Genomic DNA, 13,325 nt, shown 5'->3' with positions numbered 1-13,325 from the left:
CGGATAATCGACACCCTATGTATGGTGAAAAGTATATACTTTACCGATTAAGGCAAATAATAGACGACTAGGCTCATTTTATCAAAAATAAAATAAAAGTTAAGTATTTTGTAATAACTGTTCATTAATTGTAGATATAAGAAATAATATTTTGAAACGATAATCATTAGATGACATATAAAGCTACTTTTTGATATATACTAATGCTCAAAAGAGGGGGGATTGTTTTCATGATTCGACAAATTGGACAAGTGATGTTATATGTAAATGATCAGGAAACTGCTGTGAAGTTTTGGACAGAAAAAGTTGGATTTGTTGTAGTTGCTGACCAGGAAGAGGGAGGAGTACGTTGGATTGAAATTGCTCCAACTAAAGAAGCTCAAACTACCCTTGTTCTACACAACAAAGAAATCATTGCGAAAATGCAGCCTGAATTAAATTTAGGGACACCTTCTATTATGTTTTATGCCGATCATATAGAAAATTTATATCAGGATTTTCAAGCAAAGGGCGTTAAAGTAGGAGATTTAGTAATGATGCCAATGGGTAGGGTTTTTAATTTTGCTGATCACGAAAATAATTATTTTGCATTAGTAGAAAAATAAACCTTGTCCCATCAGTAGAAAAAGTAAGTTCGAATCTGTCCAATTTCGATTATTCTATGCGGAAATCGGACAGATTTTTGCTTTTTCCCCTATATAAGTGCACGTAATTTATTTTATATCTTCTCCAAAAATCCCTACAGTTTGACGGTCAACGATAAATTCATGGCCATCCCATTTCAAAATATTTTCTACATACCCTAATCCATCGGCATGAAATCGGCCTGCTATAGACTGATACGCTAAAATCTCATATATGCCATCACGTTCATAGTCCACTGGGTACAATCCGCTGATTGGATCAACCCATCCTTCAATAGGCTGCTTTAGTGTACCGTCTTGATTATAAATTTCTGCTAAATAATCCAGACCCTTGTATTGTAAATCGATGATATATTGCTTTTGGGGATTCATGCTACGAACGGCTACTTTATATTGATTTTGATAATTAACGCTGTACTTTAGCTTATTATTAAAAGAAATTGCATCAAAAATTGAGCGAATTTTGCCGTTTATTGAGGCAAATATTTCCCCGTTGATAATGCCTCCACTACCTCCTGTGTCAGAAATAGCTAGAATATCTTCTAGGTGATTGCCTGTAAAGTCACCTAAAAATATAGTTGGATTATAGCCAACGCTTTGTTTTAGCATTATTTTTTCGAATTGGTGCGTCTGTCCGTAAAAAATAGCAAGCGTTAGGTCTTTCCACAAAGGGCTATCTGGAGTTTTAGTCCCCATCAAAAGAACAGTTTCAAGTAAGCCATCTCCATTAATATCTCCAAATTTCGTCTGAATAACCTGAGGGGTCATAGTTGAAATAGGCATATTATTTAAGGATGGATTCATATTATTAGTCATACATGCACCTCTTTCTTTAGTTTTAGCATATGTTGTAAACATGGCTTGGTGAAAAAGGAAGACGTGTTAGTAATGGATATAAAGCTTATAAAAAAACTTGTAATTAACCCATTGACATTTTTAAATGTGAAAAGTATCATAAATGTCAACGAATCAGAAAATTCAGTACCACGCATCCTCTCGCTACTAATACGTAGTTAGAGATTTTTTTACAACTTTAATTCTTAGTAAGTATATATGTTTTATACATTTTGGGAAGAAGGAGATTTTCTTGAAGAATTTATTTATTAAAACAAAGCAGCAGCAGTATTGGCTAGATCAGCTAGCATCTATTTCTGAGCCAATCAAGGCTGAGGCTAAAGAAGTAGATGAACAATCTCGTTTTCCATTCGAAGCACATAAACTACTTCTGCAAATTGGTTATCCAAAACTAACTTTACCGAAAGAATATGGCGGTGAAGGATTATCAGTCTATGATTTGGTACTCGTTCAAGAAACGTTAGCAAGCTACGACGAAAATGCTTCACTCTCACTAGGGTGGACATTAGGTGTTATAGGCGAACTATATGAGAAAAAGCTATGGACAGACGATTTACTAAGTTCATTTGCTCAGGAAATAAAGAACGGAGCAATTATAAATAGGGCTGCGAGTGAAGCGGCAACTGGTAGTCCAACACGTGGAGGGCGACCAGGAACAAATGCTGTGTCAAAAGAGGCAGGTTGGCTCTTAAATGGACGTAAAATCTTTACGACAGCCTCCCCGGTACTAGATTACTTCTTAACATCAGCGTGGATTGAGGAGAAAAATCAAATTGGTTACTTCCTTATTCATAAAGATGCCCAGGGGCTTTCAATTGAAGAAAACTGGGAAATGTCTGCAATGCGAGGCACAAGCAGTCATGACCTAGTTTTAAAAGATGTGATAGTCCCTTCAAATCATTTAGTAGAGTTACCGGGTCACCCAAGTGGTGGCAAGATAAATGGTTGGATGCTACATATACCAGCAACATACTTAGGGATTGCGCAGGCAGCTCGTGATTATGCACTGCATTTTGCCAATCATTATCAACCTAATAGTTTAAATGCTCCAATTAGTACATTACCAAATGTGCAGCAACTTCTAGGTGATATTGAATTGAAGCTATATCAAGCGCGCTTTGTACTGTATGGGGTTGCCGAAGCTTATGATGACCCAGCTAGACGTGAGCTTTTGGTAAATGAAATGGCAGTTGCTAAGCATACGGTAACAAATTTGGCGATTGAAATCGTCGATAAGGCAATGCGTGTAGTAGGAGCTAAAAGCCTACAATTAACAAACCCATTACAGCGCTACTATCGAAATGTTCGTGCAGGACTTCATAATCCACCGATGGATGATATGACAATTATTAAATTGGCAAAGGCAGCAATTGAACAACAAAAATCGACTGAACATCAATTACAAAACAATGGAGAATAAGGGGAAATGACATATGTTTAAACAAAAGAAAAAGATTTTCCAATTGGCAGCAATCGGGTTGGCTTCACTTGCTATTTTAGCGGGCTGTAATTCAGGTGAAGCTTCAGATAAAGATTCCGAAGATGGCGCGAAAGTACGTACAGTGAAGGTTGCATATGATCAGGCATCTAAGCCTATTAGTTATATTGATGATAACGGAAACCCAACAGGCTACGATGTGGAAGTTATGAAGCTAGTGGATGAGATGTTACCTGAATATAAGTTTGAATTCGTAGGTACAACTAGTGATGATTTACTAATTGGTGTTGAGCAAGGGAAATATCAAGTAGGGATAAAAAATGCCTTCTTTACGCAAGAACGTACAGAAAAGTTTATTTTCCCTAAAGAATTTTTAGGCTTAAGTAGTGCGGGCTTAGTATTACGTAAAGAAGATGAGGGTGTGAAAACATTAGCCGACTTTGCGAAAAAAGGTTATTCATTAGCACCAATTGCTGCGAATAATGCCCAATACACAATTATAGATGAATATAATAAAGCCAACCCAGACAATAAAGTGAAATTACAAGCTGGAGATGCATTTACTGTCGATGTCGTGCAATGGGTAAATGAAAAACGTGTCGATGGTGGTGTGATGATTGAAGGTCCATTTAAACAACAAGTTTTAGCAGAAGATGGCCCATATCATAATTTAAAAGATGATGTAGTTTACAACGAATTTGACGTTATCAAAACATGGCCGTTGTTCAATAAAAAGGAACAAGAATTTGCAGATGCTTACGATAAAGCTATAGCAAAAATTAAAGAGCAAAAGAAAACAAATGAATTAAGCACTAAGTTTTACGGTCGAGATTTATTTGAAGTGTTAGATTCTGTGAAGCGCTAATAGGCGGTAGCTGATCAAAGAAGACCCCTCTTTAGAAGGGAAAGTGCTAGCAGCTACTACTAAATAAAAGGCTGTTGAGTCAGTATACTCAGCAGTCTTTATTAATAAAAAGAGAATTATTGTATCAGGTGTGTTGATTAGGGAAAAATGTTTGTTAATTATTGGGTGAAAAAGGGATTTTTTTGTTGATAATTTGCCTTATATATGAGCATATTTAGCTGATTGTAGTGAAGGGCTACTTGACTCCCGCAGGAAAGCAAGACAGACGAGACCCTGCACGGAGCGGAGCGAAGGAAGCGGCTCGTCGCTCGCCCGCAAGAAAGCAAGTAGCCCGTAACGGAAATCAGCGTCTTCTACTTAATTTTAGTAATTAAAAATAGCTAATCAACACACCTCTTATTGTACATTTATATAGAAGTTGGTGAGGAAATGGAGAAGTATTTTGATGCATCATACATTTGGAACTCAATTCCTGTATTATTACCGTTTTTAAAAGTTACCTTTTTAGTCGCGGGTTCTTCCATTGTACTAGGCACAATATTTGGCTTACTATTAGCGGCTGCCAAGTTAAGTTCAATAAAATTGCTGCGAAAATTAGCGAACTTATATACAACGATTATGCGTTGTACACCATCTATCGTCTTATTATTCCTCGTATATTATGGTGTTCCAGCGTTAGCGGAAAACTTCGGCATCAATCTCCATTCAATCGAAACAGCCATTTTCGTAGTCGTAACGTTCACTTTGCAGTTTGCGGCGATTATGTCGGAAGTTATTCGTTCTGCTTATTTAGCGATTGATAAAGGGCAATTTGAAGCGGCTGTTAGTGTGGGATTAACGCCATTTCAGGCCTATCGACGTATTATTTTCCCGCAGGCACTCGTTATCGCTTTACCGAACTTTGGGAATGGAATGATTGCCTTATTACAAGAAGGGGCGCTCGCTTATACAATCGGCTTAATTGATATTGTCGGAAAGGCAAATTTAATTATTGCAAGTAACATTAATGCACATGCATTAGAAATATATATTGCTTTAGCGATTGTTTATTGGGTGCTGTCGATTATTATAGAAAAATTCTTCGCTATGCTAGAAAAGTTCTTTGGTAAGGGGAAAAAGACATTAGAAACAACGTAAGGAGGCGAAACCATGAATTATCAATTTTTAGTTGAAACATTTTTTGTTGCATTATCAGGTGTACCTATCGCACTCCTTGTGACAATTGTTGCTATGCTCGTTGCTTTACCACTTGGCTTTCTACTAGCACTAACAAGAATCAATAAAATCCCAGTGATCCATCATATAGCAAAAATTTATGTCTCCTTTGTCCGAGGTACACCTATAATCATTCAAATCTTTATTATTTATAGTAGTATCCCATTACTACTTAAAATGATTTTTGAAAAATATAATATTGCCTACGATATTTATAAAATCAATCCGATTTGGTATGCATTTATCGTCTTCGCATTTAGTACAACGGCAATATTAATTGAGGTATTTCGTTCTGCTTTAAGTACGATTGAAAAAGGTCAGCTAGAGGCTGCTCATGCAGTAGGCTTAACAACATTTCAAGCCTATCGCCGTATTATTATTCCGCAGGCTTTAGTAGTAGCTATGCCAAATATTTGTACGGCTACAGTCAATCTCATTAAAGCGACGTCTTTAGGCTATGCAATGTCCTTACCTGAAATTACATTAAAGGCTAAGGTGGCTGCAAATGTTGGCTACAATTACGTAGAAGCATATATTGATATTTTCATAGTGTACTTAATTTTATGTAGTACAGTTGAATACATCTTTAAACGATATGAAAAACATTTAAGTAAATTCAAAGTGGCAAAAGCCTAAGGGGTGAACGAGTATGTTAGAAATTAAAAATATTCATAAATCATTTGGAGACAATGAAATTTTAAAGGGTGTCGATTTAGCCATTGATAAAGGCGATGTTGTTGTTATTTTAGGCCCAAGCGGCTCAGGAAAAACAACATTATTACGTTGCATTAACTTTTTAGAGAAGGCTGACCAAGGACATGCGACATTTGGTGATATCCAAGTAGATTTTCAAAATGTGAAGAAGAAGGACGTACATTCGATTCGTCAGCGTGTAGCCTTTGTATTCCAAAACTACAATCTTTTCACGAATAAAACAGCGCTAGAAAATGTGACAGAAGGGCTTATTATAGGACGTAAAATTCCGAAGGCAGAAGCGATTGAAGTTGGCAAAAAGGCGCTTGATAAAGTAGGCTTATCAGAAAAATATGATGCCTATCCAAGTCAATTGTCAGGAGGTCAGCAGCAGCGAGTCGGTATTGCACGAGCAGTAGCATTAAATCCTGATATTATTTTATTTGATGAACCGACTTCTGCACTTGACCCAGAGCTAGTAGGAGAAGTCCTTCAGGTTATGAAGAACATTGCAGCAGAAGGAACAACAATGCTTGTGGTCACACATGAAATGGGCTTTGCAAAAGACGTAGCAAACCGGGTGATTTTTATGGACGGTGGTGTCGTAGTAGAGGAAGGAAATCCTCATGATATATTTGTTAATCCGAAAGAGGAGCGCACGAAAAAATTCTTAAAACGTGTTATTCCAGAGGATTATACTTACTACATTTAACTTAGATGATAAAAGAAGAGAATCTGCAAGCCTTCCATGGAAGCTTGTGGATTCTCTTTTTTGAAATTAAAGCTTTAAAAAATGTGTTAACTCATTAATTGAGTAGACATGCAATTCGTGCATAGCTCGTGTACAAGCTGTGTAGAAATAATTACGTTCTGTTTCTCTAGAATAATTAGCTGCGGAAGCATTGTATAGCAAGACAGCATCAAATTCAATTCCTTTTGCCATATAAGCAGGTAACAGTAAAATTCCTTTTTTAAATTGATTTGTATCATGGGTAATGAGTTGAAGATCTACTTGGTCTTTCATTTGATCAAAAACCATTGTACATTCTTGCTCTGTTTTACAGATGACTGCAATTGTTTCGAACTTTAGGGACAAACTGTTAATCTTTTCGACAAGCTGTTCAATTAAATCTATTTCGTTTGGAACAATCGTGATAGTCGGTTCGGGACCAGTTCGATTAAAGGCTTCTACTTTGGCGCCTTCATGTAAAATCTTCGAAGTTAGTTGAATAATTTGTTTTGTTGAGCGATAACTTTTCGTCAATATCATTTTTTCTGCTTGTTCACCATACAATTGTGGCGTTAGCAGGGAAGGGTTTTTAAAGGTATGAGGATGGATGGTTTGATGTCCATCGCCCAATATAGTCATACGTGCACGTGGGAATAATTGTTGTAATACAAATAGCTGAAATGGAGAATAGTCTTGTGCTTCATCAACTAAAACATGGCGAATCATCGTATTTGTTCGTTGACCTTCTATTTTGTCCTGCAAATATAAAAATGGAGCGGTATCTTCATATGAAATAATGCGCTTTGCTAAATTAGGGAGTGTATGTTGACAGATTTCTTCCCAATGGTCGGGCAAAAAGTTCTGTAATTGCTGATGAATCGTATAGTTCATCTCAAACAATTGTCGATAAATGCCTAATATGTGAACAAACTTTAATTGTTTCACAGATTGACGAAGTGGCTTGAACTGTTTTTTGACAATTTGGATGGCTAATTTCTTGCGTTCTTGCTCGAAATCATCAAAAGAATTTTCTGAAAATCGACCTTCATGTAAAAGCTCGCTATAGGTTTTTGTATATTCTTCAATGTCTAAAAGTTCACTGGCTTCTTCTACCCATTCTTTTGCCCGTTCTGCTTTTTCAATTTTCGATAATCGTTGTAATAACCATTCTTTCACTAACTGCAGTCGATTTGGGATAGGCATTGTGGCGTTGAACGAATAAAAGTATTCAGCAATTTCTTGAGCTGTAATAATTCTTTCTCCGCGAAAAACAATATTTTTAAACAGCAAACCTTCATTTGTAAGGTGCTCAATATATTTGTCCATCAATTCTCGATATTGGAGGCTAGCTTTAAAAGAAATAATCGAAAGCTTCATTTGGTAGAGTGAGTCATCTTGCTCTGTTAAAAGTGACTCCAATTGCTCATAAGGATATTCCAATTGGAACTGTCGACCTAAACGTTTTGTTGCATATTCGGAGAAGGTTAATTGCTGCATATTGTCTTCACCTAAATCCGGTAAAACGGTATGAACATATTGATTAAAGAGCTGATTAGGTGTAATCAATAAAATTTGATCAGCAGTAATTTGGTCTCGATAATGATATAACAAATAAGCAACACGTTGGAGAGCAACAGCCGTTTTTCCACTACCCGCGACACCCTCTACGATTAGATAAGGAGTGCTGACATGTCGAATTATTTTATTTTGCTCAGCTTGAATCGTTGCTACGATGCTGCGGATATGTTCGTTTGCATTTTGAGCGAGAATATCGAGTAATAAGTCATCACCGATCGTTAAACCTGTATTAAACATCGATTGTAATTGGCCATTTTTAATGATAAATTGCCGTTTTAAAAGCATCTCACCTTGAATTTCGTCAGTCGCCGTTTCATAAGTAGCGGGGCCAGGGGTGTAATCATAATACATACTTGATATAGGGGCTCGCCAATCGTAAATTAGTATGTTTTCATTCTCTTCATCCATTAAGGTTGCTACACCGATATAAATCTTTAAAGGTTCGTTATGATCATCCTGTAAAAAATCAATGCGAGCGAAATAGGGTGATTGCAGTAAACGGTCATAAATTTTTACATCCTTGATGACACGTTGCTGAGCATGCTGGGAATCAGATAAGAGCTCTGCCTGTTGTTTGATAGCATAAAAGGTTTCGTCTATATCCTCAGGCGTATCTAAATTCACTCTAACGTCGTCCCAAAAGGTTTTCTTTAACGCTAAAACATTGTCTTTAACAGCCTTTTCTTTTTGTAGTAACTCCTCTTTTTTATGATCAACTGTGTTTAAACAAAGAGCAAGATACTGTTTTTCTTCTGTCCATTCATATTGCTTTTCCAATGTTACTCACATTCCTTTCAATATGGATTTAGAATCGGGAAATTTATCATACAGCTATTTCAGAAAGAAGTATAGTCTAGTAATTTTGGCAAATTTATGATATAATAAAGTTATAAGAGAAAATCAATTTTTTAATAAAAAAGGCTGTTCCGAAAAAGTTGGAACAGCCCTTTTTTGTAGCCTGTTTTCTCCCCTTTTAAGCATGTGATTTTTTATTATAATGTGAGGTTGTTTCCCTTTCTGACTGGGCGCTTTCTTGGGGCGTCCGATGAGCCGCTTGAGCAAACAAATGTTTTTGTGTGAAAACGAAGCGGCAGCGGCAACAGCACGATGTTGGTCGCGAAGGAGTTGTCCATTTGCTCTCTCTAGGATCTCATCTGTGACGCTGATCCCCAAGGAGTTACTCAGCCTCTATTCCAATCAACTTATATTCATGGTATACGTTTTAACGGATGACATACCTAACTTACATCATTTTATCCCTCGAACCTCAAAAATAATCTTGGTTAAGGGTCTAGCGAAAAGCGAAAATGCGCTTATTCTTTCAAGTGATGCGATGGGCGTTAAGAGTTACTTGGTGACGCTGAGAGGTAGAAATCGCGAATAGTATTCCGTGTTTTATGTGAGTGTTCGAATGTTGCTGAAAGTCAAATTTTTATTGTTGGTGCGACAAATATTGAATAGGAACGCCGGGTATTCACGATAGGTAAAACGTTGTGTTGTGTGAAAATTATATATTATTATTTTGATGTTGTTTTTTTATTTTGTATATCAAAAAAAAACAAAGAAAGAGAAAAGTTCCGATAGTGATAATGGGAAAACTGAGAGGAGATATAGAGTTTCTAATATGGGGGGAGGGGTAGAAGAGGTTCATAATGTACATGAAGTAGCCTGGGCGAAATCTCAAAAGAGCAATTTATCTCACTAATCCAGAGCTGGTCCAAATATGTGGAGCTTTTTATAATATATATGTATGAAAACAGTCCATTATGCAGAATAAGCGAACATTAGTTAAATGAAGAAGCAATCCCTAATCAGTTGAAATAAGTATGATTTGAAAAGGTAAGGTATACCTACTATAAAACAAAAGGACTGAGGAAAAAATAATTCTTTAACATGAAATTAATAATATATAATGAATTTGAGGAAGTAATCAGCGGCAGCGTGTCCCTTTATAGGGATTTACAGGTTCGATTCCTGTCACCCTCACATGAAATGACATAATAGAATTTGTTCCCTCTAAGTAGACGATGTAAAAAGGATACTTAGGGGGTTTTTCTATGAACAGGATAAAATACCCCCCTGCTCCATAGGTAATTTTAAATAAATAATTTAGTATATCTATCATATTTTAGATTTTCCCCTCAAAAACTAAACGCACTCCAGTTTCTCACTTGTATTATTTGATTTTTTAGATCGGAATGGAGAATAGCGAAATCGTACTATACGTAATGGGGTAATATGATATTATAAAATATAGCAATTATTATAGATTGGAGGTAAAAATGGTGAGAAATGGTTATTTGTCGATAATTAGTATTTTAGCATGCTGTTTTTTACTTCTGCCACCGTATACAGCAAGTGCCCATCCAGGCAGAACTGATAGCAATGGAGGACATACCTGTCGAACTAACTGCGCAAAATGGGGATTAAAAAATGGAGAGTATCATTATCATAATGGCGGTAGTACATCCAACGGTAGTAGTGGAACATCCAGTGGTAGCAGTAGTACATCAAAGCCTGCCCCAACAAAATCTGTAACCTCAACGCCAGAGCCAAAAGTGGATGAGGATCAAGTGAAGGCGGAAAACTATTACACAACAGCAGCGGATTTATATAATAGTGGAGATTATAAGAAAGCTATTACTGAACTTGAAAAGATTTATGAATTGAATAAAAGTAGTAGTAAGACAGATAGCCTTATTCAAAATTCTATGAATGCTATTTATCAGTTGGCTGAATCTAAGAGTAATGCAGGGGATTATTCAATAGCTAAAGATTATGCGATTTATATAAAAGAAAATCGACATGCTAGCGACGAGAATAAGCTAAAGGCTAATGGTTTATTAAAACAAATAGAAGAGAACGAGAAAATCAATGAATTGCTTTATAAAGCAACAAATGCTAGAGATGAAAAAGAGTACGAAAAAACTTTCAGCTTTATCCAAGAGGCTCAGAAGATAAAAGATTTAGATAAAATTAAATCTTTTTATAATGAAACGGTAGAGTCTTTAACGAGTGATGCAGAAGAAGCATTTCACCAAAAGCAGTATGGGGATGCTAAAAAGCTTTATAAATTATTGGTCAAAAAAACAGAAACGCCAACATTAATCTCACAATATCAAAAGAAAATCCAGCGAATACAAGGCGAACAATTACTACTAAAAAGTTTTGATATTAAGACAACGGATTTTGAAGGGACGTCTCTTTTTAATCATTTAATGGAAGATGAAAACAACTCACATTATGATGAAAATATTGTAAATATATTAAAAGACTCCTTACATGAGGGTACAGATAATGCTAGGAAATTTATATTTAATGTTAACATTGAAGAATTGTTAAAAGGGGGAAAGAAAGATGCTGCATAAATCAGAGTTAAAACTTAGAACCCCGATTTTTAAAACAGCTTGGTTTATGTGGTTTTGGTTAATTATTTTTCCTCCTTTGGGTGTATTTCTTATGTGGAAACAGGGACGTCTTACTAAAATGAAACGTACTATAGCTACCGCAATAGCCGGTGTCTACTTTGTCTCTCCGATGATAATTGGAATGGCAACAACGCTGCCTCTTTATAGTAACCAAGAAGAATTTATAGAGGCATTCAATAAAGAAATTAAAAAACTAGACTTCTCGTATTCTCTTGAAAATATAAAAAAAGAAGAAGAAACAATTACTTCGAAGTTGGGTAAGGATATTACTTTAATTGAAAATATTGATGAAAAAGGCGCAGTACATGAGTTGGTTATGGTGGGGCAAGGCGAAGGGATGGATATCATACTTTCTATGGGGTTGTTAATTGGTATGACAAACCCCATCTTAAACCAAAACGAGATTGGCGCTGTTTTGAAGGATTTACGTTTGTTTGACGAAAGTTATGAATATCAAAAGAATGAAACAACTGTAGAGAAAAATAAGATTCGTTATAATTTAAAATATGATCAAGCTGCTGGTGTAATATTTAGTGTTTCAAAAGTGAATTAATATTATAGCTAATGAATCTTTCAATAGAAAAAGTGCGAGCAACTAGCTCGCACTTTTTTTGGAAATTACTTTGTATAGTTATCGAAATAACCTTGAATATAAATCATTGGTGTTCCTTTATCACCTGAACCAGAAGTTAGATCAGATAGTGAACCAATTAGGTCTGTTAAACGACGAGGTGTTGTACCTTGAGCTGCCATTTGCCCAGTTAAATCTTCGTCTTTGTTTTGGATATACTCAGAAATTGCTGCTTTTAATTCTTCGCCGCGAAGATCCGCAAAATCATTATCTGCTAAGTATTTTAGCTTTACTTCGTTTGGCGTGCCATCTAATCCAGCAGTGAAAGCTGGTGAAACAACTGGGTCAGCTAACTCCCAAATCTTGCCCACAGGATCTTTAAATGCACCATCACCATAAACCATTACTTCAACTGTTTTACCAGTAGCTTCTTTGAGTTTTGCTTGGATGCCATCAACGATTGGTTGGCAAGTATGTGGGAATAATTTTACGCTATCTTCAGTAGCTTTATTTGAACCAAGTAGACCATACTCCGCATTGAAGCCAGAACCGTTATTAGATACAGATAAAATATTATCAAGACTGTATACTTTTTCAGCGCCATTTGCCGTTAAAATACGTTTCGTACGTAAGCGTGTATGAATATCACAAGTTAAAACACTCTTCGTAAAATCTAAAATTGTTTTTGGGTTATTTGAAAAGATAACTTCACAAGTAGCACCTTCAGCTTCGATCAGCTCTTTATAATATTCGATATAATCTACACCTGTAAATGTATGTTTTTTATAGCCGAAATGCTCACGGAATTCAACCTCAGTTAAAGTATCTGTCCAAGGATTAATCCCTTTGACATCTAGCTCATCGATATCAACTAGGTGATTCCCAACTTCATCAGATGGATAGCTAAGCATAAGAACAACCTTTTTTACGCCTTTTGCAATACCACGTAAGCAGTTAGCGAAACGATTACGGCTTAGAATTGGAAAAATAACACCAACAGTATCATCGCCAAATTTAGCAGCTACGTCAGTTGCGATATCATCAATGGATGCATAGTTACCTTGTGCACGCGCAACGACAGATTCTGTTACTGTGACAATGTCACGATCTTCAATGGAATAGCCTTCAATCTTTGCTGCATTTAATACTGTATCAACAACGATTTGCTCAATATTATCGCCTTCGTTAATAATTGGACCACGAAGACCTCTTACTACTGTACCAACTACACGATCCAAAATAATCTCTCCTTATTAAATAGGTAAATGTATGTTAAATAAAACCAATATAGTTTTACTATACGCTCCT

The 13,325-nt window shown here is 36.1% G+C and carries 11 protein-coding genes; 8 read left to right on the top strand and 3 right to left on the bottom strand.

The features are described 5' to 3' along the window. Positions 1-230: 230 nt before the first annotated feature. Positions 231-605, top strand: coding sequence for a VOC family protein (locus tag ABH966_RS09670; protein ID WP_370077832.1), 375 nt, complete (start codon positions 231-233; stop codon positions 603-605). A 108-nt stretch (positions 606-713) separates the two neighbouring features. Here ABH966_RS09670 and ABH966_RS09665 read toward each other — a convergent pair whose 3' ends face one another. Next, positions 714-1,460, bottom strand: coding sequence for a hypothetical protein (locus tag ABH966_RS09665; RefSeq protein WP_370077830.1), 747 nt, complete (start codon positions 1,458-1,460; stop codon positions 714-716). Between the two features lie 271 nt (positions 1,461-1,731). Here ABH966_RS09665 and ABH966_RS09660 point away from each other — a divergent pair, with 271 nt between their 5' ends. The 5 genes from ABH966_RS09660 to ABH966_RS09640 all read left to right on the top strand — a co-directional run bounded on the left by ABH966_RS09660 (position 1,732) and on the right by ABH966_RS09640 (position 6,422). Next, a complete protein-coding gene (locus ABH966_RS09660; RefSeq protein WP_370077828.1) occupies positions 1,732-2,919 on the top strand; it encodes an acyl-CoA dehydrogenase family protein in 1,188 nt (395 codons plus the stop codon). Positions 2,920-2,932: 13 nt separating this feature from the next. After that, positions 2,933-3,802 (top strand): transporter substrate-binding domain-containing protein, encoded by an 870-nt coding sequence (locus ABH966_RS09655; RefSeq protein ID WP_370077826.1) that lies wholly within the window; start codon positions 2,933-2,935, stop codon positions 3,800-3,802. Between the two features lie 429 nt (positions 3,803-4,231). Beyond that, positions 4,232-4,939 carry an amino acid ABC transporter permease gene (locus ABH966_RS09650; protein WP_197142622.1) on the top strand — a complete coding sequence of 236 codons (708 nt, stop codon included), beginning with the start codon at positions 4,232-4,234 and terminating at the stop codon, positions 4,937-4,939. A gap of 12 nt (positions 4,940-4,951) precedes the next feature. Then, positions 4,952-5,653: an amino acid ABC transporter permease gene (locus ABH966_RS09645; protein WP_134022231.1), complete on the top strand. Its 702-nt coding sequence runs from the start codon at positions 4,952-4,954 to the stop codon at positions 5,651-5,653. A gap of 13 nt (positions 5,654-5,666) precedes the next feature. Beyond that, positions 5,667-6,422 (top strand): amino acid ABC transporter ATP-binding protein, encoded by a 756-nt coding sequence (locus ABH966_RS09640; protein WP_370077824.1) that lies wholly within the window; start codon positions 5,667-5,669, stop codon positions 6,420-6,422. Between the two features lie 66 nt (positions 6,423-6,488). Here ABH966_RS09640 and helD read toward each other — a convergent pair whose 3' ends face one another. Continuing rightward, complete coding sequence (gene helD / locus ABH966_RS09635) at positions 6,489-8,795, bottom strand: RNA polymerase recycling motor HelD (RefSeq protein ID WP_370077822.1); 2,307 nt, start codon at positions 8,793-8,795, stop codon at positions 6,489-6,491. A 1,508-nt stretch (positions 8,796-10,303) separates the two neighbouring features. Here helD and ABH966_RS09630 point away from each other — a divergent pair. Beyond that, a complete protein-coding gene (locus ABH966_RS09630; RefSeq protein WP_370077820.1) occupies positions 10,304-11,386 on the top strand; it encodes a YHYH domain-containing protein in 1,083 nt (360 codons plus the stop codon). Next, complete coding sequence (locus tag ABH966_RS09625) at positions 11,376-11,999, top strand: hypothetical protein (RefSeq protein ID WP_370077818.1); 624 nt, start codon at positions 11,376-11,378, stop codon at positions 11,997-11,999. Before ABH966_RS09630 ends, ABH966_RS09625 begins: the two co-directional genes overlap by 11 nt. 65 nt (positions 12,000-12,064) lie before the next feature. Here ABH966_RS09625 and ABH966_RS09620 read toward each other — a convergent pair whose 3' ends face one another. Continuing rightward, complete coding sequence (locus ABH966_RS09620) at positions 12,065-13,255, bottom strand: coenzyme F420-0:L-glutamate ligase (RefSeq protein ID WP_370077816.1); 1,191 nt, start codon at positions 13,253-13,255, stop codon at positions 12,065-12,067. Positions 13,256-13,325 lie beyond the last annotated feature (70 nt).

Origin of the sequence: Lysinibacillus sp. RC46, from assembly GCF_041262385.1 — a bacterium.
In the GTDB taxonomy this organism is placed as follows: Bacteria; Bacillota; Bacilli; order Bacillales_A; family Planococcaceae; genus Lysinibacillus.
The sequence above is the reverse complement of the archived record's forward strand: the minus strand, read 5'-3'. Positions and strand labels throughout refer to the sequence as shown.